The organism is Variovorax sp. PBL-E5 (assembly GCF_901827185.1).
In the GTDB taxonomy this organism is placed as follows: Bacteria; Pseudomonadota; Gammaproteobacteria; order Burkholderiales; family Burkholderiaceae_C; genus Variovorax.
Genome location: NZ_LR594671.1, coordinates 5,048,192 through 5,073,040 on the forward strand (window position 1 = coordinate 5,048,192; position 24,849 = coordinate 5,073,040).

General features: G+C 65.4%; 27 protein-coding genes. 12 read left to right on the plus strand and 15 right to left on the minus strand.

Features of this window, described 5'->3' with window-relative positions; all coding sequences use genetic code 11:
* Nucleotides 1-11 precede the first annotated feature (11 nt).
* From trpD to trpE, 6 genes are read right to left on the minus strand one after another with little or no spacing between them, the layout of a single operon-like run.
* Nucleotides 12-1,037, minus strand: a complete 1,026-nt coding sequence (gene trpD / locus WDLP6_RS24640) for an anthranilate phosphoribosyltransferase (RefSeq protein ID WP_162594471.1) — start codon at nt 1,035-1,037, stop codon at nt 12-14.
* Between the two features lie 19 nt (nt 1,038-1,056).
* Nucleotides 1,057-1,728, minus strand: a complete 672-nt coding sequence (locus tag WDLP6_RS24645) for a LysE family translocator (protein ID WP_162569767.1) — start codon at nt 1,726-1,728, stop codon at nt 1,057-1,059.
* Complete coding sequence (gene ltaE, locus WDLP6_RS24650) at nt 1,721-2,785, minus strand: low-specificity L-threonine aldolase (RefSeq protein WP_162594472.1); 1,065 nt, start codon at nt 2,783-2,785, stop codon at nt 1,721-1,723. The genes WDLP6_RS24645 and ltaE overlap by 8 nt, the downstream gene beginning before the upstream one ends.
* Nucleotides 2,786-2,790: 5 nt before the next feature.
* Nucleotides 2,791-3,375, minus strand: a complete 585-nt coding sequence (locus tag WDLP6_RS24655; RefSeq protein ID WP_162594473.1) for an anthranilate synthase component II — start codon at nt 3,373-3,375, stop codon at nt 2,791-2,793.
* On the minus strand, nt 3,372-3,761 hold the full coding sequence (locus tag WDLP6_RS24660) for a GxxExxY protein (protein WP_232077293.1): 390 nt from the start codon (nt 3,759-3,761) through the stop codon (nt 3,372-3,374). The genes WDLP6_RS24655 and WDLP6_RS24660 overlap by 4 nt, the downstream gene beginning before the upstream one ends.
* Nucleotides 3,761-5,263: an anthranilate synthase component I gene (trpE, locus tag WDLP6_RS24665; protein WP_162594474.1), complete on the minus strand. Its 1,503-nt coding sequence runs from the start codon at nt 5,261-5,263 to the stop codon at nt 3,761-3,763. Before trpE ends, WDLP6_RS24660 begins: the two co-directional genes overlap by 1 nt.
* A gap of 285 nt (nt 5,264-5,548) precedes the next feature.
* Here trpE and WDLP6_RS24670 point away from each other — a divergent pair, with 285 nt between their 5' ends.
* Nucleotides 5,549-6,136, plus strand: coding sequence for a chalcone isomerase family protein (locus WDLP6_RS24670; protein ID WP_162595245.1), 588 nt, complete (start codon nt 5,549-5,551; stop codon nt 6,134-6,136).
* Nucleotides 6,137-6,156: 20 nt separating this feature from the next.
* Here WDLP6_RS24670 and WDLP6_RS24675 read toward each other — a convergent pair whose 3' ends face one another.
* Nucleotides 6,157-6,846: a phosphoglycolate phosphatase gene (locus tag WDLP6_RS24675; RefSeq protein ID WP_269475588.1), complete on the minus strand. Its 690-nt coding sequence runs from the start codon at nt 6,844-6,846 to the stop codon at nt 6,157-6,159.
* A 65-nt stretch (nt 6,847-6,911) separates the two neighbouring features.
* Entirely contained in the window at nt 6,912-7,601 is a 690-nt protein-coding gene (locus WDLP6_RS24680) for a hybrid sensor histidine kinase/response regulator (RefSeq protein ID WP_162594475.1), read from the minus strand.
* Between the two features lie 288 nt (nt 7,602-7,889).
* On the opposite strand from WDLP6_RS24680, the gene WDLP6_RS24685 reads away from it, so the two are divergent.
* Nucleotides 7,890-8,132, plus strand: a complete 243-nt coding sequence (locus tag WDLP6_RS24685; protein WP_162594476.1) for a GlsB/YeaQ/YmgE family stress response membrane protein — start codon at nt 7,890-7,892, stop codon at nt 8,130-8,132.
* Nucleotides 8,133-8,140: 8 nt separating this feature from the next.
* Here WDLP6_RS24685 and WDLP6_RS24690 read toward each other — a convergent pair whose 3' ends face one another.
* The gene (locus tag WDLP6_RS24690; RefSeq protein WP_162569776.1) at nt 8,141-8,821 is read right to left on the minus strand and encodes a response regulator transcription factor; all 681 of its coding nucleotides are present in this window, start codon (nt 8,819-8,821) and stop codon (nt 8,141-8,143) included.
* A 237-nt stretch (nt 8,822-9,058) separates the two neighbouring features.
* Between WDLP6_RS24690 and WDLP6_RS24695 the strand changes: the two genes are divergently transcribed.
* Complete coding sequence (locus tag WDLP6_RS24695; RefSeq protein ID WP_162594477.1) at nt 9,059-10,381, plus strand: DotU family type IV/VI secretion system protein; 1,323 nt, start codon at nt 9,059-9,061, stop codon at nt 10,379-10,381.
* 1 nt (nt 10,382) lies between these two features.
* On the plus strand, nt 10,383-11,471 hold the full coding sequence (locus WDLP6_RS24700) for a type VI secretion system protein (protein WP_162594478.1): 1,089 nt from the start codon (nt 10,383-10,385) through the stop codon (nt 11,469-11,471).
* 14 nt (nt 11,472-11,485) lie between these two features.
* Here WDLP6_RS24700 and tssJ read toward each other — a convergent pair whose 3' ends face one another.
* Nucleotides 11,486-12,007: a type VI secretion system lipoprotein TssJ gene (gene tssJ, locus WDLP6_RS24705; RefSeq protein ID WP_162569779.1), complete on the minus strand. Its 522-nt coding sequence runs from the start codon at nt 12,005-12,007 to the stop codon at nt 11,486-11,488.
* 71 nt (nt 12,008-12,078) lie between these two features.
* Between tssJ and tssA the strand changes: the two genes are divergently transcribed.
* From tssA to WDLP6_RS24730, 5 genes are all read left to right on the plus strand, one after another.
* The gene (tssA, locus tag WDLP6_RS24710; protein ID WP_162594479.1) at nt 12,079-13,125 is read left to right on the plus strand and encodes a type VI secretion system protein TssA; all 1,047 of its coding nucleotides are present in this window, start codon (nt 12,079-12,081) and stop codon (nt 13,123-13,125) included.
* 47 nt (nt 13,126-13,172) lie between these two features.
* A complete protein-coding gene (gene tssB, locus WDLP6_RS24715; protein ID WP_162594480.1) occupies nt 13,173-13,688 on the plus strand; it encodes a type VI secretion system contractile sheath small subunit in 516 nt (171 codons plus the stop codon).
* Nucleotides 13,689-13,721: 33 nt separating this feature from the next.
* Nucleotides 13,722-15,221 carry a type VI secretion system contractile sheath large subunit gene (gene tssC, locus WDLP6_RS24720; protein WP_162594481.1) on the plus strand — a complete coding sequence of 500 codons (1,500 nt, stop codon included), beginning with the start codon at nt 13,722-13,724 and terminating at the stop codon, nt 15,219-15,221.
* Between the two features lie 166 nt (nt 15,222-15,387).
* Complete coding sequence (locus WDLP6_RS24725; RefSeq protein ID WP_162594482.1) at nt 15,388-15,867, plus strand: Hcp family type VI secretion system effector; 480 nt, start codon at nt 15,388-15,390, stop codon at nt 15,865-15,867.
* 18 nt (nt 15,868-15,885) lie between these two features.
* Nucleotides 15,886-16,383: a peptidoglycan-binding protein gene (locus WDLP6_RS24730; RefSeq protein ID WP_162569784.1), complete on the plus strand. Its 498-nt coding sequence runs from the start codon at nt 15,886-15,888 to the stop codon at nt 16,381-16,383.
* 44 nt (nt 16,384-16,427) lie between these two features.
* Here the strand turns inward: WDLP6_RS24730 and WDLP6_RS24735 are convergent, their stop codons facing one another.
* Both WDLP6_RS24735 and WDLP6_RS24740 read right to left on the minus strand, forming a co-directional pair.
* A complete protein-coding gene (locus tag WDLP6_RS24735) occupies nt 16,428-16,835 on the minus strand; it encodes a GFA family protein (protein WP_162594483.1) in 408 nt (135 codons plus the stop codon).
* A gap of 83 nt (nt 16,836-16,918) precedes the next feature.
* The gene (locus WDLP6_RS24740) at nt 16,919-17,575 is read right to left on the minus strand and encodes a dihydrofolate reductase family protein (RefSeq protein ID WP_162594484.1); all 657 of its coding nucleotides are present in this window, start codon (nt 17,573-17,575) and stop codon (nt 16,919-16,921) included.
* Between the two features lie 171 nt (nt 17,576-17,746).
* Between WDLP6_RS24740 and WDLP6_RS24745 the strand changes: the two genes are divergently transcribed.
* Nucleotides 17,747-18,169, plus strand: a complete 423-nt coding sequence (locus WDLP6_RS24745; RefSeq protein WP_162594485.1) for a GFA family protein — start codon at nt 17,747-17,749, stop codon at nt 18,167-18,169.
* An 81-nt stretch (nt 18,170-18,250) separates the two neighbouring features.
* On the opposite strand, the gene WDLP6_RS24750 is transcribed toward WDLP6_RS24745, so the two are convergent.
* Nucleotides 18,251-19,189, minus strand: a complete 939-nt coding sequence (locus WDLP6_RS24750; protein ID WP_162594486.1) for a GSU2403 family nucleotidyltransferase fold protein — start codon at nt 19,187-19,189, stop codon at nt 18,251-18,253.
* A gap of 344 nt (nt 19,190-19,533) precedes the next feature.
* On the opposite strand from WDLP6_RS24750, the gene WDLP6_RS24755 reads away from it, so the two are divergent.
* Nucleotides 19,534-21,618 carry an AAA family ATPase gene (locus WDLP6_RS24755; protein ID WP_162594487.1) on the plus strand — a complete coding sequence of 695 codons (2,085 nt, stop codon included), beginning with the start codon at nt 19,534-19,536 and terminating at the stop codon, nt 21,616-21,618.
* A 413-nt stretch (nt 21,619-22,031) separates the two neighbouring features.
* Nucleotides 22,032-22,295: a hypothetical protein gene (locus WDLP6_RS24760; RefSeq protein WP_162594488.1), complete on the plus strand. Its 264-nt coding sequence runs from the start codon at nt 22,032-22,034 to the stop codon at nt 22,293-22,295.
* A 65-nt stretch (nt 22,296-22,360) separates the two neighbouring features.
* Here the strand turns inward: WDLP6_RS24760 and WDLP6_RS24765 are convergent, their stop codons facing one another.
* Together WDLP6_RS24765 and tagH are read right to left on the minus strand one after the other, a co-directional pair.
* Entirely contained in the window at nt 22,361-23,137 is a 777-nt protein-coding gene (locus WDLP6_RS24765) for a PP2C family protein-serine/threonine phosphatase (protein ID WP_162594489.1), read from the minus strand.
* A 55-nt stretch (nt 23,138-23,192) separates the two neighbouring features.
* Nucleotides 23,193-24,845, minus strand: a complete 1,653-nt coding sequence (gene tagH / locus WDLP6_RS24770; protein ID WP_162594490.1) for a type VI secretion system-associated FHA domain protein TagH — start codon at nt 24,843-24,845, stop codon at nt 23,193-23,195.
* Nucleotides 24,846-24,849 lie beyond the last annotated feature (4 nt).

The window sequence follows — 24,849 nt, forward strand, 5'->3', positions numbered from 1 at the left end:
CGCAGTTCCTCCTAGGCCGCCGAGGTCGCCCGGACCAACTCGCCCAGCTTGGCCTTGGCCGCCCCCGAGGCCAGCGCGGCGTTGGCTTGCGCCACGCCGGCGGCGATCGAATCGGCCAGATCCGCTGCGTAGAGCGCCGCGCCCGCATTGAGCACCACGATGTCCCGCGCGGGACCGGCCTGGTTGTCAAGCACGCCCAGCAACATGGCCTTCGATTGTTCGGGCGTTTCCACGCGCAGCGCGCGGTTGCTCGACATCGCAAAGCCGAAGTCCTCCGGATGCAGTTCGTATTCGCGCACCTCGCCGCCCTTGAGCTCGCCGACCATCGTGGCGGCGCCAAGCGAAATCTCGTCCATGCCGTCGCGCCCGTACACCACCAGCGCGTGCTCCGCGCCGAGGCGCTGCAGCGCACGCACCTGGATGCCGACCAGGTCCGGATGGAACACGCCCATCAGGATATTGGGCGCGCCGGCCGGATTGGTCAGCGGGCCCAGGATGTTGAAGATCGTCTTGATGCCGAGCTCCTTGCGCACCGGCGCGACGTTCTTCATCGCCGGATGATGGTTGGGCGCGAACATGAAGCCGATGCCGACGTCGGCGATGCATCGGGCGATCTGCTCGGGCTTCAGGTTGATGTTGATACCGAGGGATTCGAGCACGTCGGCGCTGCCCGACTTGCTGCTCACGCTGCGCCCGCCGTGCTTGCTGACCTTGGCACCGGCGGCGGCGGCGACGAACATCGCGCAAGTCGAGATGTTGAAGGTGTGCGAGCCGTCGCCGCCTGTGCCCACGATATCGACCAGGTGGGTGGTGTCGGCCACCGGCACCTTGGTCGAGACTTCGCGCATCACCTGCGCGGCGGCCGTGATCTCGCCGATGGTTTCCTTCTTGACGCGCAGGCCGGTGATGAGCGCCGCCATCATCACGGGCGAGCATTCGCCGCTCATGATGAGGCGCACGATGTGCAGCATCTCGTCGTGGAACACCTCGCGGTGCTCGATCGTGCGCTGCAGGGCTTCCTGGGGGGTGATGGGCATGATGAAGGTCTCCCTGGGTTCAGTGGGTCGAAGTCGTTGCAAGAGGATTGTCCGAAAACGCGAGCTTGAGCCCGAAGCCGATGAACATCAGGCCGGCACAGCGTTCCAGCCAGTGCATGCCGCGCCGTACCGCGCCCACGCGGCGCGCCATCCAGCCGGCCAGCGAGGCCCAGCCGATGTTGACGAAGATCGCATTGAAATTGAACAGCACGCCCAGCAGGAAGAAGGCGAGCGGCTTGTTCGCCGCGTCGGCGGCGATGAACTGCGGCACGAAGGCCAGAAAGAACAGTGCCACCTTGGGATTGAGCGCATTGGTCCAGAAGCCGCCCAGGAACACGCTCTTCATGTCGACGCGCGCCGGCACGCCGTCGTCAGCAGCAGGATCGGGCACATCCGCCACGGGTGGCCGCGACAGCAGCATGCGCACGCCGACCCAGAGCAGGTAGGCCGCGCCGCCCCACTTGAGCACGGTGAAGGCCGTCATGGAAGCCGCCATCAACGCGCTCACGCCGACCGCCGCCGCGGTGATGTGCACGAAGCAGCCGGCGGTGATGCCGAAGCCCGCGACGATGCCCGCGCGCGTGCCTGCGCGCAGCGCGCGGCTCACGATGTAGAGCACGTCCGGGCCCGGCGTCAGGTTCAGCAGCAGCCCCGCTGCGACGAACAGCAGCAATGCATGGGGTTCAGGCATGGAAGAAGCTCCGGATGGCGCCGATGGCGCGGTCGATGCCGGCGGCGTCGACATCGAGATGCGTCGCGAAGCGCAAACGATACAAGCCCGTGGCGAGCACGCCCTGCTGCTTCAGATGCGGCACCAGCTCGGCCGAGCGCGAGCGCGCCTCGCCCGTCAGCTCGACGAACAGCAGGTTGGTCTGCGGCGCCTCGAACTGCAGCCCCGGCAGGCCGGCCAGGCCATCGGCCAGCCGGCGCGCGAGCAGATGGTCCTGCGCAAGACGCTCGATATGGTGGTCGAGCGCATGCGAAGCGGCCGCCGCCAGCATGCCCGACTGCCGCATGCCGCCACCGGCCATCTTGCGGATGCGGTGTGCCCGCGCGATGAATTCGCGCGAGCCGCACAAGGCGGACCCGACCGGCGCGCCGAGGCCCTTGCTGAAGCAGACCGACACGCTGTCGAAGCAGCCGGCGATGCGCCGGGCTTCGGTGCGTGCGTCAGTGCCGCGCTGCGCCGCCTGCGCCACCGCCGCGTTGAAGAGCCGCGCGCCGTCGAGATGCCGTGCCAGCCCCCTGCGCCGGGCCAGCTGCGTGGCCTGTTCCACATAGTCGAAGGGCAGCAGCTTGCCGCCCAGCGTGTTCTCCAGCGCCAGCAGGCGGGTGCGCGCGAAATGGGCGTCGTCGGGCTTGATGGCGGCCTCGATGGCCTCCAGCGCGAGCGTGCCATCCGGCTGGTGGTCGAGCGGCTGCGGCTGCACGCTGCCGAACACGGCCGCGCCGCCGCCCTCCCAGCGGTAGCAGTGCGCCATCTGCCCGACGATGTACTCGTCGCCGCGCTGGCAATGCGAGAGGATCGCGCAGAAGTTGCTCTGGGTGCCCGTGGGCACGAACAGCGCAGCCTCGAAGCCCAGCATGCCGGCAATCTTTTCCTGCAGCGCGTTCACACTCGGATCGTCGGCGAACACGTCGTCGCCCAGCGGCGCCGCAAGCATGGCCGCACGCATGGCGGCGGTCGGCCGCGTGACGGTGTCGCTGCGCAGGTCGACCACGGTCGGCGAAGAGGATGAGGCCGTCATTCGGATCACTCCAGGAAGTTGCGCAGCATGGCATGGCCGTGCTCGGTGAGGATGGATTCCGGATGGAACTGCACGCCCTCGATGCGCACCGCCTGCGCGAAGCCCGTGTGGCGCACGCCCATGATCTCGCCGTCGTCGGTCCACGCCGTGATCGCGAGCTCACCCGGGCACGAGTCGCGCTCGATCGACAGCGAGTGATAACGATTGACGCTGAACCGTTCCGGCAGGCCCGCGAACACGCCTTCGCGCGTGGTCGTGATCTCGCTGGTCTTGCCGTGCATGAGCTGCTGCGCGCGCACGATCCGGGCGCCGAAGGCCGCGCCGATCGCCTGGTGGCCGAGGCACACGCCGAGGATCGGCAGCTTCCCCGCGAACTCGCGGATCGCCGCCACCGACACCCCGGCCTCGGCCGGCGAGCAAGGGCCCGGCGAAATCACCAGCCGGTCGACGCCGGCGGCGACGCGTGCCCGCAGGCCGTCGAGCGTGATCTCGTCATTGCGGTGCACCTCGACCTCGGCCCCGAGTTCGCCGAAGTACTGCACCAGGTTGTAGGTGAAGCTGTCGTAGTTGTCGATCATCAGGAGTTTCATGGCTTGGCTCCGATCCGATGCACGCCCTTCACCACGGGGAACACGTTGAAGTTGATGAGCAAACCCAGCTTGAGTTGCGACAGGCGCACCGTCGCGTGGGCCTGCGCCCGATGCCCATCGGTGAGCGCATCGACCGCCTTCACCTCGACGACCACCGATTGCTCGACCACGAAGCCGGCACGGCAGACCTCGCCGAGCGAGCGGCCCTTGTAGCTGGCCGACACCGGCACGTCGCGCGCGAAGCCGATCTCGCGCTCGGAGAATTCGATCGCCAGCGCCGCGGCATAGACCGCTTCGGGCAGTCCGATGCCGAGCACGCGCTGCACCTCCACGGCGGCACCGATGATCTCGTGCGAGAAGTCGTCGTTGCGGTTGTCGTCGGCCATCATTCGAGTCCTTCTTCGACCAGTTCGGCTGCGCGCAGCAAGGCGCGCGCCTTGGCCTCGGTCTCTTTCCATTCGAGCTCGGGCACCGAGTCGGCGACCACGCCGGCCGCAGCCTGCACGTGCAGCATCTGGTCCTTCACGATGCCGGTGCGGATCGCGATCGCGACGTCCATGTCGCCGGCGTAGCTGATGTAGCCGCAGGCGCCGCCGTAGAGGCCGCGCTTGGTCGGCTCCAACTGGTCGATCAGTTCCATCGCATGCACCTTGGGTGCGCCGGTCAGCGTGCCCGCGGGGAAGGTGGCCTTCAGCACGTCGATCGCGGTCATGCCGTCCTTCAGCGTGCCTTCGACGTTGCTCACGATGTGCATCACGTGGCTGTAGCGCTCGACCGCGAAGGCCTCGGTCACCTTCACGCTGCCGGTTTTCGCGATGCGGCCGATGTCGTTGCGCGCGAGGTCGATCAGCATCACGTGCTCGGCGCGTTCCTTGGGGTCGTTGAGCAGTTCCAGTTCCGCCGCCTTGTCGAGCTCGAGCGAGGCGCCGCGCGGGCGCGTGCCGGCCAGCGGGCGGATGGTGATCTTCTGTTCGCTCTCCCCCGTGTGCTCCTGCCGCACGAGGATCTCGGGCGAGGCGCCGACGACGTGGAAATCGCCCAGGTGGTAGTAGTACATGTAGGGCGAGGGATTGAGCGAGCGCAGCGCCCGGTACAGCGACAGCGGCGATTCGGTGTAGCGCTTGCTGATGCGCTGGCCCACCTGCACCTGCATGAAGTCGCCGGCCGCGATCAGTTCCTTGGCGCGCTCGACCGCCGCGAGGTAGTCGGCCTTGGCGAAGCTGCGCTCGGCCGGGTGCGCCTGCGTCGGCTTCACCTGCGGCGCGCTCACCGAGTACCTGAGCTGGTCGCGCAGCGCGCGCAGCCGGCGCTTGGCATTCGCATAGGCCTCGGGCTGGCCGGGGTCGGCATAGACGATCAGGTAGAGCTTGCCCGACAGGTTGTCGATGACCGCCAGCTCCTCGCATTGCAAGAGCAGGATGTCGGGACAGCCGAGCGTGTCGGGCGGGCAGCTCTTTTCGAGCTTCTTCTCGATATGGCGCACCGTGTCGTAGCCGAAGTAGCCGGCCAGGCCGCCGCAGAAGCGCGGCAGCCCGGGCCGCAGTGCAACCTTAAAGCGCTGCTGGTAGGCGGCGACGAAGTCGAGCGGATTGCCCTGGGCCGTCTCGACGACCTTGCCCTCGGTCACGACCTCGGTGCGCGCATCGGCGCCGAAGCCGCTCGCACGCAGCAGCGTGCGCGCCGGCAGGCCGATGAAGCTGTAGCGGCCGAAGCGTTCGCCGCCGACCACCGATTCGAGCAGGAAGCTGTGGCGGCCGCTGTCCTTGGTGTAGGCGAGCTTGAGGTAGAGGGAGAGCGGGGTTTCGAGGTCGGCAAAGGCCTCGACCATCAGCGGGATGCGGTTGTAGCCCTGCGCGCTGAGGCTTTTGAATTCGAGTTCAGTGATCACGGGTGGGGTCTCCGTCGGCCAGCGGACGCTTGGAAGGCGCTGGCGGTGTCATTCGGGTGTGGCCAGGTCGGCAGGACCGGAGCCGCGGGCGCACGGCGTGCGCCGTGCAATCAGACAGGCAACGACGATGGCGTACGCCAGGGCCAGGCTCCCCGGCTGTCTTGCCCTGTCTGGATGACGTGATGAATGAACATGGAAGTGACGAGTTTAGCCGAGCGACAGGGCTCGGACAAACGGCTACATTTCGCCGGTTCGTTTCGACAACAAGGACAACCAGGGGGAACCATGAATCAAGCTGCATGGCGGAGCGGTCTCGCGCTCGCCGTTCTCGCCGCCGCGTCGGCCTGCGCCACGGCCGTGCCCATCGAAGCCGGCGGCGTCCCGTTCGACGAGGCCATCCGGCTCGGCGGCCGCCCGCTGTTGCTGAACGGCGCGGGCGTTCGCAACAAGGCGGTCTTCAAGGTCTACGCGGCCGGCCTCTATCTGAGCACCCGGGCCACGACGACCGAGGAAGTGCTGTCAATGGCGGGGCCCAAGCGACTCGCAATCACGATGCTGCACGACGTCGACGCCGACGTGCTCGGCCGGCTCTTCACGCACGGCGTGGAAGACAATTCGCCGCGCAGTCGCATGTCGCAGCTCGTTCCCGGGCTGTTGCGCATGGGCCAGATCTTCTCGGATCAGAAGGAACTGAAAGCCGGCGACAGCCTCGTGATCGATTGGATTCCGGGCGCCGGCACGATCCTCACGATCAAGGGCGCGACGCAGGGCGCGCCGATCCGGGAACCCGAATTCTTTGACGCACTGCTGCGCATCTGGCTAGGCCCAGTGCCTGCCGACTGGAAGCTCAAGGACGCATTGCTGGGGAAATGACGCACACACCCAGCGGCATTTCAGATCAGGGGGCCGAGCTCGTCGAGCGAATCGACGAAGCCATCGGCGTCCACGGCGCGGATGGGCTCGCCGTGGTTGTAGCCGTAGCTGACCAGCATCACGGCGCAGCCGGCGGCGCGCGCAGCGCGGGCGTCGTTGCTCGAATCCCCGATCATCAGCGTTCGCGCAGGCGAGGTGCCGAGCGCTTCGCAGGTCTTGATCAGCGGCAGCGGGTCGGGCTTCTTGCGCTCGAAGGCATCGCCGCCGAACACCCGATCGAAGAAGCCGTCGAGTCCTTTCGCCGTCAGCAGCGGCCGCGCGAAGGCCGTGGGCTTGTTGGTCAGGCAGGCCAGCCGCAGGCCGCGGGCGCGCAAGGCCTGAAGGCCCTCGGGCACGCCCGCATAAACCGTCGAATGGCGGCCGTTGACATCGAGGTAATGATGCAGATAGCGCTGAAGGGCACGGTGGTACAAGGCGGCCTCGGTGCCCGGCGCGGCCACGTGCCGCAGCACCGAATGGATCAGATGTTCCGAGCCCTTGCCGACCATGGCGTTCACGGCCGGCGCATCGACGTGAGGCAGGCCCAGCTCGTCGAGCATGCGGTTGAGCGCAGCCACGAAGTCGCCGACAGTGTCGATCATCGTGCCGTCGAGGTCGACGATGGCGGCATCGAAGCGGTCTGGCGCCGCGGAATTCGAAAAGAAGGACAAGACAGGCTCCGACCAGGCATTCAAAGCCGACGAGCATAGCGACCCCGGCGAGGCACGCTGCACGTTCAGGCCGGCGCTTCGCCCTGCCCGCGCTCCGGCGGCGGCGCATCCGGGGCCTGCGCCAGCACCAGCCGGAACGCGCTGCCGCGCCCCGGTGCGCTGTCCAGCAGCACCTTGCCGCCGTGGCGCTGCGCGACGGTCCGGACGAAGGCCAGCCCGAGCCCCGCACCATCGACCTGCGTGCCCGAACGGCCGCGCACGCAGGGCTCGAACAACTGCGCCTGCAGCGCTTCGTCGATGCCCGGGCCTTCGTCTTCCACCCGCACGGGCCAGTCCACGCCAAGGGCCTCGACGGCGCAGGTGATCCATGCGCCTTCGCGCGAGAACTTGAGCGCATTGCCCAGCAGGTTGCCGATGGCGCGCGCCGCGAGCTCGCCGACGCGGATCGGCTTCATCATGAAGTCGTCCGCCCCGGCGGCCAGCCCCTCCACGAGGTCGCGCTCCTGGCGGCGATTGGTCACGAACAGGATGGGTATGCGGGCCTGCAGATGGTTGCGCACCCATTGCACGATCTCCGGCCTGGTGGTGTCCGGCAGATGCCAGTCGAAGATCAGCAGGTCGAAGGTTTCGCGCCGCAGTTCGCGCTGCAATGCGGCGCCCTCCGTGAAGACATGGCAATCATGTCCGATGGCCCGCAACGTACTCTTGATGAGATCAAGCTCCTCGACGTCGTCGTCAAGTGCAGCAACTCGCATTTTTCCTACTTTCCCAGTGAGCATCCGGCGACTCGTCGGCACCTCACGGTGAACATGGGAAAGTGTGGCGAGCAATCGAATTCGACCCGCTTGCCACTTGTCAAGCAATGTCAATTAGTTGCGGTTATTTGCCTTGCCCATGCATCCGGGCGCCAGCCGACAGCATGCAGGGACGCAGGATCGGCGCCTCGCAGCGCCGCGAGAATTCACCGGATTTCACGCTGCGTTTCGCGCTGACAATCGCGCGCCTCCCCGACTGGAGGATTCACTTCAACGAAAGGAATTCACATGCACATCCTCTGGACCATCCTGATCGGCTTCGTCATCGGCCTCATCGCCCGCGCGGTCATGCCCGGCACCCAGTCCATCGGCTTCGTCCTGACGGTCGTGATCGGCATCGTCGGCTCGCTGCTCGCCACTTACGTGGGCGATGCGATGCACTGGTACCGGGCCGGCCGGACTGCAGGCTTCATCGCCTCGGTCTTCGGTGCGATCGTGCTGCTGGCGCTCTATCGCCTGGTCGCACGCTAGGGCAGCGCTCAGGCCTCGGTCAAGGACTGCGCGGCCACCACCGCCTCGGTGCGGTTGCGCACGTTGAGCGCACGGAAGATCGCCGCCAGGTGGATCTTGACCGTGCCTTCGCTGATGCCGAGCGCCCGACCGATCAGCTTGTTGGGCTTGCCTTGCGACAGCAGCTGCAGCACTTCGACCTGCCGCTCGGTGAGCACATTGCGCAGGTGCTCGAGCGTCTGTGCTGCGGCCGCCGCCGAGGCGCGCTGCGCGGCTTCGGCCGCCGCGCCCGGCACGCCGGCCACGACACCGGGCGGCAGCGCCGACAGCATCATCGGCGGCACGTACACGCCGCCGGCCAGGACCAGGCGCACCGCCGACAGCATCACCTCCGGCGAATAGGCCTTGGGAATGAAGCCCAGCACGCCGCGCTCCAGCGCGCTGCGCATGATGGCCGGGTCTTCGTAGCCCGACAGCACGATGACCGGCACCGCCGGATGACGGCGGCGGATCTCGTCGATATGGGCCTGGCCTTCGGCGCCCGGCATGTTGAGGTCGATCACGGCCAGGTCGATGTCGTCGGCGGCACCGGCGAGCAGCTCGTCGACGCTCATCGCCAGGACGAACTCGATGCCAGCCTGGAGCTCGGACAGCTTGGCTTTGACCGCCTCGATGACGAGCCGGTGGTCGTCGGCGATCAGAATTTTCATGGCTTACCCCAGCGTGATGAATGAACTCAGCGACATCGAAGATAACGGCGTTCGCGTCCCGCAGCAAGCCGCGATCGCTCCACGAACGACATAGCTCCCAAGCGGTATGGCGTGGGTGTGCGGCGGACGAAAGAATCTTTTCACACTCAGGAATGGACGGGGACACGGTCATGTGCCATCGATGCCGGCGCAAACGCAGGGTTCCACTCGCAGCAGCAGCATAGCCGCGGGCGCTGCATGGCTCGGCTCGTCGATCGTTTCTCCGCGCTGTTCTCGTTCGGCCTCGAACTCGACATCGCGATCACGGCCGGCCGCGCGGCGGGTTCCTGCCAGGCGGCCCAGCAACGTGCGCGCGCGCTGCTCGACCAGGCCCGCACCGCCGCCGCGGCCGCCGGCACCTCGCCCCGCCAGATCGAATCGGCCTCGTTCGCGATGGTCGCCTGGATCGACGAGATCCTCGCGCGGCACCCGGCCTGCACGGCGCGGAACGCGCCGCTGCAGGTCCAGCTCTTCAACTCCAACAACGCGCACAGCGAGTTCTTCCACCACCTGTCCGCGCTGCAAGCCGACGACGGCGAGGTGCGCGAGGTCTACTGGTACGCGCTGGTCCACGGCTTCAAGGGCCAGTATTACTTCGAGAGCGGCGACAGCGGCGAACTCGGCAAGCTCAAGACGCTGCATGCGCAGCAGTTGCCGGTGCGCCCCGCGGCGCTGGACACGCTCGCGCACGAACGCATCACGCCGCAGCCCTACGACGCGCCGGACCCGCCGGGGCCACGCGATCCCGAGCGCCGCGAACGGGCGCTGCTGCGCGGCGGCGGCGCGCTGACGCTGCTGGTGCCGCTCGCCTGGCTGCTCTGGTGGCTGCTGGCCGGGCCGGGCATCGCGCCGCCGACGCTGGCGCAGCGTGTCGAACAGCGGCTGCAGACCTACGCCTGCTCCGACCTCTCCGCCACCACCGGCGCGGATGGCGCGCTGCGGGTCAGCGGCTTCGTCTCGCTGCCGGAGGACAAGACGCGCGTACAGCGCGAGGTCGGCGCCATGCCGGGCGGGCGCACCGCCGTCTTCGACCTGCGGCTGCGCATCTGGCCCTACTGCGAGGTCGCGGCCATCCTCAAGCCCTACCAGGCACGCAACCGCGGCAGCCAGTACGGCCTGCACGTCGGCACCGTGACCGCACGCGACGGCCGGCTGCGCGAAGGCGACACCGTGCTGCTGCAGGTCACCAGTCCCAGCTATGACGCCTATCTCTGGGTCGACTACTACACCGCCGACGGCGCCGTGATGCACCTGAGCACGCACCGGCCGCGGCGGCTGGCGGCAGGCGCAACCATCGAACTGGGCCGCGACATCCCATCGAGCTGGCTCGTGAGCCCGCCCTTCGGCACCGTGATGGTCAGCGCCCTCGCCTCGCCCGTGCCCTTCGACGAAACCACCGACCGTCCACCGTTCGAGCTGGCCTCGGCCTTCCTGCTGCGGCTGCGCGAAGCGCTGGCAGCCAACAAGGGCGGCGACCGGCTCATCGCCGACTTCGTGTTCTTCGAAACGGTGGAGCGCTGACATGAACGGCCTGAACCCACCGCCGGTGCATTTTTGGCCGCTGCTCGCGCTGTGCCTGCTGGCCTTCGCCGGCCTCTGGTGGTTCGTGCTGGGCGCCCGGCGGCTGGCGCGCCGGCGCCAGCTGCGGCGGCGCATCGAAGCGCTCGGGTCCGCGGCACCGGCGCCCGAGGACACGGCGCCCGCCGCATTGCGCCAGGCAGCCACGCAGACGCGCCTGGCGCTTGCGCAATCGACGGCGCCTCGCATGCGAACGCCGCCGCTGTACCGCATTCCGTGGTTCATGTTCCTCGGCGACGACGCGTCCGATGTCGGCGGACTGCTGGATGCGGCCCAGCGCACCGCGCCGGAGCCGCTTGCGCGCACCGGTGCGGCCGAGGCCTTCTGGCGCTGGCGGCAGCTGCCGTCGATGGTTGCCATCGAAACCCGCCCCGCGCTGCTGCACGCATCCGCGGACGACCTGCAGGAGCGCGCGCTCTGGTGCGAGGCCCTGGTGACACTCGCCGAGCAGCGCCGCCGCCTGCCGCTCAACGGCATCGTGGTGTGCGCGGACGTAGCCAGCCTCGCGGCCGGCGCGCAGGACAGCGGCCCGGTCGCGCGGCGCCTGATCGACGAAGCCGCCGAGGCGCTGCAGCTCCATCTGCCGGTCTACCTGGTCGTGACAGGCCTGGAGCAGCTGCCCGGCTACGACGCGCTGCGGGCCACGCTGCCGGCCGAGGTCCTGGCGCAAGCGCTGGGCCATCGCCTGCCGAACGTTCCGGCGCAAGGCACTTCTTTCGAGGGCCGCTTCGACGCCCTCTTCGACACGCTCACGCTGCGCCTGCACGCCTTGCGCATGGGCCTCTTGCGCGACCCGCGCACGCTTGTGCAGCGCCAGGGCATCCATGCTTTCGTCGAACAGCTCTTCGCGCTGCGGCCCGGTCTCGGAGCGCTGGCCGCATGCCTGTTCGACAACCCGCGGGGATCGCGGCCGCCGCGCTGGCGCGGCCTTTACTTCGCGGCCGCGCCGTCGGAGGAAGCCGACGGCGGCGCCTTCGTGGCGGATCTGTTCCAGCACTTCCTGCCGGCCGACCAGCCACTGGCGCGCTCGTGAAACAGCAACGCGCCCTACTTCGCCTCGACGCGGATCTGCCGCGCGCCGAAGTTCAGGCCGAGGTTCAGCGGCTTGCCGACCTCGAGCGCGCGCACCTCGCGCCAGCGCGCATGGTCGAGGTCGCGGTAGGCCGCCATCACGCCGATGGCCTTGGCATCGGGCTGCAGGGTCATCTCGATCTTCTTGCTTTCGCCGGGGCGCAGCAGCACTTCCTCGCGCTGGATCATCTCGGCACCGAGCGTGGCCTGGTCCTTCTCGAACAGCGAGAAGAAATCGGCCGCCTCGAAGGCGCCCGTGGTCTTGAGTGCATAGACGCGCACGGTGAGCGGCGAGGCGCGTCCGCGCGCATCGGGATTGGCGTCGGTACCGGCCGCGAGCGTGATCGACACCTGCGTCACCACCGGCTTGGGCGGCGGGCTTCCACAGGCGGCGAGCAGCAGCCCCGCCGACAGCAGCGCCGCAGCCCCGAATGCGCGGCGATGCCACGCAATGGCGAAGCGTCCATAGGGCGAACGGCGTGTACCAGGTGCTCTCATGCTATTCCCTTCGTTGCATTGACCGGTCCGTGGGCATCTTTGATTATCCCCAGTGAACTCGAACAGGCAACATGCTGACACCCGAACTCGTCGACGCCCTCCAGGCGCCCATCAGCGAGGCTTCGCCCGCCGGCGAGGATCTTGAGTACGACCCGGCCTTCACCGCGCTGGAGTCGGCCGCGCAGGGCAAGCCCGAGCAACAGTTCGGCGACACCGTCATTCCCGCGGTCGAACCCGAATGGCGCGCCGTGGCCGAACAGGCGCAGGTGCTGCTCGGCCGCGCCAAGGACGTGCGCACCGCCGTGCTGCTGCTGCGCGCCGCGACGAGGATGCAGGGCGTGGCCGGCTTCGACCTCGGCCTGCAATTGCTCACCGGCCTGCTCGACCGCTACTGGGACGGCATACATCCAAAGCTCGATGCCGACGACGACAACGATCCGACGATGCGCCTGAATGCGCTCGCGCCGCTGACCGACGAAGGCATGGTGCTGCGCGACCTCTACGACGCGGGCGTTGGCAATGCGCGCGGCGTCGGCCCGATCCGCGTGCGCGACATCGCGATCGCGCACAACGCGCTGGCTGCGGTCGGCACCGACGCGACCTATTCACAGGCGCAGATCCAGGGCGGCCTCGAAGCCATCCATGCCGAAGCGCCGCAGGTGCTGCAGACCCTGGCCGAGGTACCCGCGCGGGTCGCGCGCCTGCAGGCGCTCCTGAACGAACGCACCGGCCGCGGCGACGCGATCGACCTCGCGCCGCTGCGCGCGATCGGCAGCGTGCTGGGCAAGGCCTGCGCGGGCGTCGCCGGCGCCGCGGGCAGCGCCGACCCTGCAGCCTCGGAAGACGGGGCCGCCGAAGGCACCGCTTCGGGCGAGCCCGGCGCGCCCGCGCGCAGCGCCGCCGCGCGCGGCGAGATCCAGACCCGCCAGGACGCGCTGCAGATGCTCGACCGCGTGATCCGCTACCTCGAACAGGCCGAGCCCGGCAACCCTGCGCCGCTCCTGATCGCGCGCGCCAAGAAGCTCATCGGCGTGAGCTTTCTCGAAATCATGGCCGACCTGGCGCCGAACGCGATGGACACCATCGAGACCGTGACCGGCAAGCAGGCGACCGAGTAGGCCCATCCAACCCGCCCCCTTCATCCAGGATTTCCAAGGAGCAACCCATGTCCAAGAGCAGCCAGAAATTCATCGCCCGCAACCGCGCGCCCCGGGTCCAGATCGAGTACGACGTCGAGCTCTACGGCGCCGAGAAGAAGGTCCAGCTTCCTTTCGTGATGGGCGTGCTGGCCGATCTCTCGGGCAAGCCGGCCGATCCGCTGGCGCCGGTGGGCGACCGCAAGTTCCTCGAGTTCGACGTCGACAACTTCGACTCGCGCATGAAGGCCATGAAGCCTCGCGCCGCCTTCGCGGTGCCCAACACGCTGACCGGCGAAGGCGACCTCAAGGTCGACATCACCTTCGAGAACATGGACGACTTCTCGCCCGCCGCGGTGGCGCGCAAGGTCGACGCGCTCAACAAGCTGCTCGAAGCGCGCACGCAGCTGTCGAACCTGGTGACCTACATGGACGGCAAGGGCGGTGCCGAGGATCTTCTCGCAAAGGTGCTGGAGAACCCCGAGCTGCTCAAGACGCTGGCCGCCAGCAAGAAGCCCGAGGACGGCGCCACGCCGGCCGCCTGACGCCCCATTGTCCGAACACGAGGAGAACCCACCATGGCCACCGAAGCACTCGAGCAGCAGAGCGCACTGAAAGATGTCGCTTACGAGGGAAGCGATTTCTCGTCGCTCCTGCAAAAGGAATTCAAGCCCCGCAGCGACGAGGCCAAGAGCGCCGTCGAAGCCGCGGTGCTCACGCTGGCGCAGCAGGCGCTGGCCAACACCAAGGTGATCGGCAAGGACGTGACCAAGTCGATCCAGGCCATGATCGCCGCCATCGACCAGAAGCTCACCGACCAGGTCAACCAGATCCTGCACAACGAGGACTTCCAGAAGCTCGAGAGTGCCTGGCGCGGCCTGCACTACATGGTGAACAACACCGAGTCGGACGAGAACCTCAAGATCCGCGTGATGGACATGTCGAAGAAGGAACTCGGCAAGACACTGAAGAAATTCAAGGGCGCGGCCTGGGACCAGAGCCCGCTGTTCAAGAAGATCTACGAGCAGGAATACGGCCAGTTCGGCGGCGAGCCCTTCGGCGCCATCGTCGGCGACTACCACTTCGACCAGAGCCCGCCCGATGTCGAGATCCTCGGCGAGATGGCGAAGATCGCGGCCTCCGCGCATGCGCCCTTCATCACCGGCGCCAGCCCGAACCTGATGCAGATGGAATCGTGGCAGGAGCTCGCCAATCCGCGCGACCTGACCAAGATCTTCGGCACGCCCGAATACGCCGGCTGGCGCTCCTTGCGCGAATCGGACGACTCCAAGTACCTCGGCATGTGCATGCCGCGCTTCCTCGCGCGCACGCCCTACGGCGCCAGGACCAACCCGATCGAGGAATTCGACTTCGAGGAAGACACCGCCGGCGCCGACCACAGCAAGTACGCCTGGGCCAACGCCGCCTACGCGATGGCGACCAACATCAACCGCTCCTACAAGCTCTACGGCTGGGGCTCGCGCATCCGCGGCATCGAGTCCGGCGGCGCGGTCGAGAACCTGCCGCTGCACACCTTCCCGAGCGACGACGGCGGCGTCGACCAGAAGTGCCCGACCGAGATCGCGATCAGCGACCGGCGCGAGGCCGAGCTGTCGAAGGCCGGCCTGCTGTCGCTGATCCATCGCAAGAACTCCGACTTCGCCGCCTTCATCGGCGCCCAGTCGCTCAACAAGCCGGCCGAGTACGACGACCCCGATGCCACGGCCAATGCCAACCTGGCCGCGCGTCTGCCTTATCTATTTGCCTGCAACCGCTTCGCGCATTACCTCAAGTGCATCGTGCGCGACAAGGTCGGCAGCTTCAAGGAACGCGACGAGATGCAGCGCTGGCTCAACAAGTGGATCACCAACTATGTCGACGGCGACCCGGTCAACTCATCCGAAGAAACCAAGGCGCGCAAGCCGCTCGCCGCAGCCGAAGTGGTGGTGGAGGAAGTCGAGGGCAACCCCGGCTACTACAGCTCCAAGTTTTTCCTGCGGCCGCACTACCAGCTCGAAGGGCTGACGGTGTCGCTGCGGCTGGTGTCGAAGCTGCCCTCGGCCAAGGGCGGCAAGTAGGCCAGGTTGCGGCGCGATTTTTTCAACGAAGCTTTTCAAGTTCGCGCCGCACATTCGTTCTCGAGGCAGCTGGGCTGAACGGCATCCGCCGACGGCCAGGCGCCAAGCGGTTCCAGTCGACGATCAACCACCCGCCCGCAATCGGGTTTCATGAAGGAGCATCGAAATGAGTTCAGATTTCTACGCCAAGGTCACCAAGGCGGATGGTGAATCCAAGAAGGACGGCCACGTCAACGAGATCGAGGTCCTGTCCTGGTCATGGGGTGTCTCGAACGCCACGACCGCCGGCGTGGGCGGCGGCGCGGGCAAGGGCAAGGCCACGCCGCAGGACATCAGCTTCACGCACCTGTACGACAAGGCTTCGCCGGTGCTGGCGGGCTTCTGCATCAAGGGCACCCACATCGACGAGCTCAAGCTCACGGCGCGCAAATCGGGCGACGGCCAGCAGGACTACCTGATCGTCACGCTCTCGGGCGCCTTCATCACCAGCGTGGCGGTGGGCGGCTCGGCCGGCGGCGACATGGTCGAGACCGTGAGCTGCGCCTTCCAGAAGATCAAGACCGAATACAAGCTGCAGGACAAGGAAGGCAAGGTCAGCGCCGGTCCCGAGTTCACCTGGAACCTGGAAGACGGCAAGCTCACCTGAGCGCACCGGGAGCAGGTCATGGCATTCAGCTTCAAGTACATCGGCTCGACCAGCCATGTCGAGCGCGTGCTCTACAACCTGGACTGGTCGGTGGGGCGCATCGGCGGCAACCTGCGGGAGGACGTCATGCTGGCGCAGGCCTTGCTGCGGATGGTGTTCTACGAGCTCGCAGGCAAGGGCGGCCTGCTGCCGCCGCTCGGCGCAGACGGCATCGAGGTCGACGGATGGATCGGCCCGAGCACGCTGCGCCACATCGCGCAATTCCAGGACCAGGCGATCTCGCTGGGGCAGAAGGTGCTGCGCGACGGCAACTTCGATCCGTTCAGGAAAGTCGGGCAATCGAGCACGATCTCCCATACGAGGTACTCGATCGAGCTGCTGAACAACTTCTGCGCCAACAACTGCGACACCAACCGGATGCGCAACTTCGACGATCTGCCGGTTCGCCTGGATGTGCCGCTGCAGTTGCGCAATGCGTTGAAGACGGTGAAGAAGACGGCGGCGCAGTACCAGTGAGGGGGGCTTGCGTCTGAGCGATAGTTGCGCGAAGACGCGGCCCGCTATGGCTGACCGCTGAAGGTTTCGCACTCCTCCGCGAACGCCACCCATGAAAGACGACGCTGCGTCCAGATTTGCCGCTGCGGTGTGCTCAATTCATGTCGCTGCTTCAGCGTGCCGATGCGCAACGAGTACGCCTGCGGGTTCTCCGCAGCGCAGGCATAAAGAGAACTGCCGCAGACCTCGCAGAATGCAAGAACCCGCTTTGCTCCGCTGGCTGCAGTCTTGATGTAGGTTCGAGGCGTGCCCTTCACCAGCCGAAAGCCGCTCGCAGGCGCGGGAATGTTGGCCCGAAATGCGGAGCCCGATTGGGTCTGGCAGTCAGTGCAATGGCAGATCGTGATGGTGCCGGGCTGCACTTCTGCTTCGTATGCAATCGCGCCGCAATGGCATTGGCCTTCGACTTTCAAGTACGACTCCTAAGGGATTGAATGTTCGGTTCTGGCCGAGGCTATGTGAAAACGCGAACGCAATTTGAGCCACTCTCCCCACGTCAAGGCGCACTGCGGCGCAGGAACACATGCGTGGCGCGCTCGCCTGCCACCTGCCGTTCGCAGCTGTAGCCCAGTGCCGGCAGGTCCAGGCCTGCGAACAGCGCCTCGCCCTTCCCCAGCAGCACCGGCCGCACGGCCAGATGCAGTTCGTCGATCAGCCCGGCCTTCAGATATTCGCGCACGGTGGCCACGCCGCCGCCCAGGCGCACGTCGCGCGCACCCGCGGCAGCCTGCGCCAGTGCCAGTGCCTCGTGGATGCCGCCGGTGACGAAGTGGAAGGTGGTACCGCCCTGCATCGTCAGTGGCGCGCGGGCATGGTGGGTCAGCACGAAGACCGGCACGTGGTACGGGGGCTCGTCGCCCCACCAGCCTTTCCAGCGCTCGTCGGGCCAGGGACCGCGCACCGGCCCGAACATGTTGCGCCCGAGGATCCAGGCACCCATCTCGGCGAAGCCTTGTTCGGCGATCTCGTTGTCGATGCCGGTCTCGCCGTTGGCCTCGCCCGTCTGGTGCATCTGCTGCCAGACGCGCGTGGGAAAGAACCAGTCCATGAGTTCGGGACCGCGAACGCCCAACGGGTGCTCCAGGCTCTGGTCCGGGCCGGCGGCGAAGCCGTCGAGCGAAACGCCGAAACTGCGCACCAGCAAGCGGGTCATGGGGTGGTCTCCTGTAAAAAAGGGGATGCCGCACTTTAGCGCGGGCGGCGCCCCTCACGCTGTGGTTGATCGAGGACGAGCACGAGGGCGGCTTGTATCGGCTCACGCCGAAGTAACAACGAACGAAGGCGAGCCGTTGCCGCCACAATCGTTGGAGATGGAGAACCCGTCATGATCACACGCACAGCGACCTGCCGCTGCGGACAGCTGCGCGCGGTTTGCGTGGGCGAGCCCGTGAGGATTTCGGTATGCCACTGCCTGGCTTGCCAGCAACGCAGCGGCAGCGCGTTTGCCGCCCAGGCGCGCTGGCCTGAAAACCGCGTGACGGTCACCGGCGAAGCCAAGACCTGGGTTCGCGTCGCAGACAGCGGCCACCGCGCGACCTACAGCTTCTGCCCGAACTGCGGCTCGACTGTTGTGTATGTGATCGAAGCGTGGCCGGGCGTCATCGCTGTACCGATCGGTGCTTTCGCCGATCCCTCGTTCCCGTCGCCGCGCTTTTCCGTCTATGAACACCGCAAGCATGCGTGGACCGGCGTGCTTGGGGAAGATGTCGAGCATTCTTCGACGCCGAGCGCGAGTCGGAGTCATTGACGTCGCTGTTCGGGATCGAGCGTGCTGCTCTCTTGGGCGAGTACGCCCATCAATGCGAACGGATTGGAGTGCGACAGGCTTTCAGGCAAGGAGAAGGCCTTCATCAAGCAGCGATTGCACGATGCTGGCCTGCCGCAAGTCGCGGCGGCGCTTTGCCTGCGGACGGTGGAGTGCGCCCTTCGCCATCCAGCGCTTGAACTCGACAAAGCTGGCTGGCGCGATGGTCTGCATTTGCGCCATCCGTCCGGTGGCCGAGATCACCACGTGCTCGAAGCGCGGAGCTTCGGTCAGCACGGACGCACGTGGCGCCTGCACGGGCCACAAGTCGTCCTCGTCCGCCGAGAAACGGAAAGGGTGGATGTCGTCGCTGGTGGTCATGCGCCGAAGGAAATCGACCTCGAAGCCCTTGGCGTTGATGGCGGTCTCGTTCTGGCCTTCCTTGCGCAGGAACGTTGGGTCAGCCTTCTGCAACACACGCAGCATGGACGAGTCGATGCGCTCGAGGTCGGTCATGAATTGCACACGCTTGCGTGCATCCCAAAGCAGGTCGACGTCCTGCGTGGCCAACGCTCCCTGAACGATGCGCACGCTCGCAGCCGTTTCATACGCGTAGAGAGCATGCGTGCCCACCACGGTGAAGTGGCGCCCGAGCCCGGCGTCCTCGAGAGTCTGCAGCAGCGTGACGACCAGGGCGGGTGTGCGACCGGCCTTGACCGCCTTGTTCATGCGCTCGGCCTCCACAAGCGCGGCGCGCAACGAGCGCAGCCGCTCCTCGACATCCCGCTTGCGCTTGGTGAACTCGTCGTGGACCTTCTCGTTCTCGGGCGTTCGCGCGCCGATACGGTGCTGGCGGTTGTCCTTCGACGTTCGCACCAGGTACTCGTATCCGCCCTGGCGCTTCCAGTACATGCCGCCCTCATGACGCCGCGCCTCGGCCTGCACGCGGCGGTGTTCGTCGAACACGGTGGTCGCGTCGATGACTTGACGGGCCGCGTTGTCGGACAGCGGGAGATAGTCCATGGCCGTATGTTAGTCGATATATGATTTTATACGGCCAATCGTTGATCCCTTCGATTGGCAATCGGTATAGGGGTAGATCGGCTCTCAAGGAGGTGGATTCAACCGGTCATTCGAAGCCGCAAGTCTAATGATCGCGAGCGGCTTCGGTCCTTCGCCGCGAGCCGCCTTTCGGCTCAAATCAACCATGACTGTTCGCCCGGGATCCTTGCCGGTCTGATTGCGTGAGGGGCCGCAGGCGGCAACCCCGCGCCCGACAACGCAATCTGCGGTAAGCGAGAACTCCTAGACTTACTTTGGCAAGAAAGGCAGGGCATACTCGGACAATTGATCAACGGCGAGAAACAATGCATCTCAAAACTCTAGGTGTTACGAATTTTAGGGGCATCACCAAAGTTCAACTCAATAATCTTGGAAATGCGGTTGTCTTGGCTGGTCCGAATGGCTGCGGCAAATCGTGTATTTTGGATGCAATAAGACTATTAAAATCTGCATATGGAAGTTACGAGCAGGACGAAATAAACATGTGGTTCGGCGAATTCCAAATCAATGCAAATCAAAGTGCAGGCGAGTTAATTGGGCTACTTCAAAATCGAAATCTTGGCCTAGAGATTTTCGGCCAATTTAAATTAGCCAACTCTGAACGAAGCTACTTGCAAACCCATGCATTCAGCCTAATTGAAGAACTCTATTGGAAAAAAAATGATCCAGGGCGAACTCGCGGCGGTCAACCCCGCCCCTCCCTCGTCGATAGTCAGCAAATTCACAAAATCCAACTAAAAGAATTAAAAGCAAATTTATTACCCCAAGTCGAGGCACTTCTGAAGGATGAACTGCTCGACGCTCGGCTGCTAATTTCTACGGACGGAGGTATTGAAGCAACTCCAAACCCCCTACTTGGTCTATTGTTTGCAACGTATATGCCACAAAAAGTGGGGGTAATCGACTACCACGGCCCCAATCGCACCTACAACCGCACAAAACTTGATTCAGTTAATCTTCGAATCGAATCCACTGAAAATCAGCAAAGGCAACACGCGCTTTACAATAGTGCAAACAAATACGCGAACTTAAAAGTCGAAATGACTTCCGCGTATGTGCGCCATCTAATAGCAGAAAAAGCCGACCCAAACATTCCGGAAACCGATCAACTTACAACAACATTAAAGGAATTATTCTCAACATTCTTTCCGGGCAAGGAGTTTCTAGGACCACAACCAACCACGGATGGTCGCCTCACATTTATGGTTAGGTTGGGCAATGGCGCAACTCATGACATTGATGAGCTCAGTTCGGGTGAGAAAGAGGTTGTGTACGGTTATTTGCGTCTACACAGTTCGGCTCCTCTTAACTCAATGGTCATGATCGACGAGCCAGAACTACATCTTAATCCGAGGCTTGTCGCAGGGTTGGCCGCGTTCTATTACCGACATTTAGCTGCTAATTTCGGAAATCAACTTTGGCTGGTTACTCATTCGGACACCTTGATCAGAGAGGCAGTTAACCATCCTTCTTTCGATGTGTTCCATATTCAGTCGCCCGAGGGCAGCAACGATTCTCAGGCGACGCCAGTGAAAGCCAAAGGCGAGCTCGAAAATGTCGTGCTTGCACTTGTTGGAGACTTGGCAGCATATCGTCCCGGTCAAAAGGTGGTCATCTTTGAAAGCACAGAAGATGCCTCTTTCGATATGCAAATGACGTGCAAGCTGTTTCCGGAATTTGAACAGCAGATAAATGCTATTTCAGCAGGAAACAAGAAACGAGTCCACGATCTCTATGAACTACTGGAAGCTGCGCGCGTGGGCGGCCAGATCGACACCAGATTTTTTGCCATTGCTGATCCTGACAGCGATGCACCACCCTCTGCGGAAAATTCGACAAGGTTTTTATGGGATGTATACCACATCGAAAATTACCTACTGGATCCTTCGTTTCTCCTAAAGGCATTTCATATGTTAGGCGCGGGCCAAGGGTTGAAGACGCATAAAGACGTGATCGACGAACTGAAGAAATGCGCGCTTGATAAGATAAATGAGCTTGTAACCCACAAATTAAGTGACATCGTAAATAGAGAACTAGTCTCCGTGCTAAAACTCAAATTTGACCCGAAACGCATAGACACGTCCGTTGCGTTGAATGACGCGATTCAACGCAGTCGAAGTTTAATTGACCGCAAGATTGATAGTGAGCTAACTTCTGAATGGTTGCTAGAACAGCAACAGGTGCTCGAGAATTCATACCATCAAGCACTAAACGATGGCACTTGGTTTTCACTATTTCCCGGGAGAGATTTGCTTAAGAGATTTACAGGACTGCACGGGAGAGGAGTTCCGTACGCTCGCCTTCGAGATCACCTTATTAATAGTATGGCCGAGGCTCAATATCAACCTCTTGGCATGGGCCGAGTAATTCACAAGATCATGGCTGCTTAGTACTGAAGTGATGACTTGTCCCGGTGATGCCGCGGGCGAAGCTCAAGCGAGATTTCAATCAGCGCCCGTTCGCGTGGGGATTCTGATGTTAAATAACTCTTCTGGCGATACGCACACCGCTTCTGCTAAACAGCGAATTGAGCAGCGACAGACTCTTCAATGTTGCCTCTACAAATTAGATTCATTGATCTATTAAAGGCGTGATTCGCCAAATATAGATTCATCGTCTATGGATTCATCGACCAAGTCTTCGGAGACTTGGCTGCATGCGGAAATCAACAGTAAAGCCCCATACAAGCCCCGGTCAAGTCGGAAGCTTCGAGGCCCCGGCCCTACCCCGGCCCGAGCATGAAAAACCCCTGCGCGACCTTCTGGTGCGACTGCCGCAACTGCGGGTGGACGGCCGAGGCCGCTTGGACCTGCGAGCCTCTTCCCCCATCCTGGTCCGCGAAGTCGCAGACCGCGCCGAGCGCGCCGCGCAGGCCCTCAACCTGGGCACCGCCGCCATCGGCGCCATCCTCCCTTTCGCCGCACCGGAAATCGAGGACGGCACCGTGGCGATGGGCACGGTCGAAGCGCTGGGGTGGTTGCTGTCGGAGTTGGGGGAGATGGGGGCGACGTTGTTGGTGTTGGCGGCGGCTTGTCGGCGGGTGGGGCGGCGGTGTAGCGATGCATAGGCCCGGCGCCCTCACCCCAGCCCTCTCCCAGAGGAAGAGGGAGCAAGTCCGGGGGAAGGAGCCAGTCAGGGGGACGGAGCGAGAAGCTGGGTCACATCCTCATCATCCGGATGCAGCCACAAGGCCACCGCCGTGTAGTTGTCATGCCCCGGCTTCGCACGCGCCTTGATCTGCGCATCGATCTGCTCGACCCATTGGCTCGGGTTGCGCGACGCCTGCAGCGTCTCGCGCAGGCACTCGTCGCCGAGCGGCTCCCAGATGCCGTCGCTGCACAGGAGCACCACGTCGCCGACCTCGAGCGCCATCGGCGCGGCGACGCTGATCTCCGGCATTTCGTCCACCGAGCCCAGCGCCGACAGCAGCATGTTGCGCTGCGGATGCAGGCGCGCGCCTTCCTCGTCGATCATTCCGCCGTCGACCAGTTGCTGCACCAGGCTGTGGTCGACGGTGCGTGAGACCAGCGCGCCGGCGCGAAACAGATAGGCGCGGCTGTCGCCGCTGTGCGCCCATGCGAGCAGATGGTCGTGCAGATCGATCGCGGCCAGCACCACGGTCGAGCGCATCGCGGCCAGCTTGCCGCCTTCGGCCTGTCGTGCCACCACGTCGCGATTGGCTTGCTCCAGCAACAGCCGCAACGCATCGCCGCCCAGGCTGGGCCCCGCCGCGAAGCCGGCCAGCACGCTGCCGCGCACCGTCGCCGCGGCCACGTCGCCGCCGCCGTGGCCGCCCGCGCCGTCCGCCACCAGGCAGGCGACAAAGCGGCCGTCGTTCCATTGGCCGAACACGTCTTCGTTGTAGGGCCGCCCGCCCTGCTTGGTCAAGGTGACGATCTCGATTTCCACGGCGCCTCCTCCTTCTTTCTTTCTTGCTTGCTTGCTTTCTTGCGCTTGCTTCGACTCAGCCGCCGGATTTCAGCCGCGCCATCTGCGCCTCGTAGGCCTCGATGAAGGCCTTGCCGAACAGCGCATGGAAATCGTCCTCGGCCTCGCTCGCGATGCCGGCGTAGAGCACGATGAACTGGTCCCACAGCTTGGCCTTGCGGTTGGCGGCAAACAGGCTGTCGAGTGCCGACTTGGCGGCGATCTTCTTCTCGAGCTCGTCGGGCCCGAAGCGTTCGATGACGTGCGCGAGCGCCGCACGCATGCCGACCATCACGCCGAACTGGTGGGCACGCAGGTCGTCGAAGGCATCGCGCATCGCGGCCTCGGCCGGCATGAAGCCGCGCACGCCGGGGCCGAGCAGATGCGCGAGCGCGACCTCGACCGTGGGCGAGAACTTGAGCGGGTTGTTGGCCTGCGCCGCGATCATGGTGACCTCGGCGCGCACCTCGCGCTTGAACTCCTGGCGCGTGAGCAGCAGCTGCAAGGTGCCCTCGGTGGCCGAACGCAGCAGCACGCCGATGCGCTCCATCATCCCGGGCGTGAGTACCTCTGGCATCTGATGCGTGCTGCCGAGCCCGCGCAGGAACGCAGCCAGCAGCGCATCGGGCGCGGCGCCTGATGAAGCTGCGGAAGCGGATGCGGAGATCGGCGCGAACGCGGGTGCCCTCGCGGCAATCGGCGCAGGCGGCGGCACGGGCGATGGCAAGGGCGCAGGGATCGGTGCCGCCGCGATCGGCAACCCGGTCATGTCGTCGAACTTCAGTGCAGCGCCCGGCGGCGCTGCGAGATCGTCCAGCAGGGACGACGCGGCAGGCGGCGCCATCGCTGCGGGCGGCACGTAGCCGAACTGCCCGATCGGCAGATGGTCGCTGTGCGGCGCCTTGGCCACAGGCGCCGGATCCTGAAAGGCCGCGAGCGGATCGAGCCCACCGGCGGTGTTCGGCTGCCGCAGCGGGTCCGCGAGCGGCGAGAGCGCGAGCGGATCGCCGCCCAGGCCACCCGGCCCGGCGCTGCCGCCGAACAGCGCATCGATGCCCGCGGCCCGGCCGGCCGGCGGCGCGCCGAGGTCCGAGAAATCGTCGAGCGCGCCCAGGCCTGCCGCGGGCTTCGCGGCGCCGGACGGCGCAGGCGCGAGCAGATCGGCGAAGGGATCATCGGCCGCCCCGGCAGCCGCGCCGGCCGCGAACGGATCGGGCAACGAAGCCGACGCAGCGGCGCCGGCCGGCGGTGCGCCGCGCGCGGGCACGGGTGCAGGCGGTGTCGCGGGTCCGAGCCCCGCAAGCAAGTCGGCGAACGGATCGACGTCGCTCGACGCAGCAGGCGCGGCCGCGAAGGCATCGAGCGGATCGGCCGCGGCCTGCACCGCTTGCACCGAGAGCTCGAAGCTGCCGATGGTCAGCCGGTCGCCATCGGCCAGCGCGGCTTCGCGGCCGGCGCCGAGCAGCTGGCCGTTGTGCCCCATCGGGTTGCTGCCGCGATCGACGACGAAGAACTGCGTGCCGCGGCACAGCACCTGCGCATGCACACGCGAGACCGTGCGATCCGGGTCGTCGAGCACCAGCGTGTTGCTGTCGCCGCGGCCGATGGTGCCGCCGTCCGGCCCGAACTGCGCGCTGCGCGGCGCCGCCACCGGCGCGCCGCGAAGGCTGACCACGGCCAACTTGATCACGATG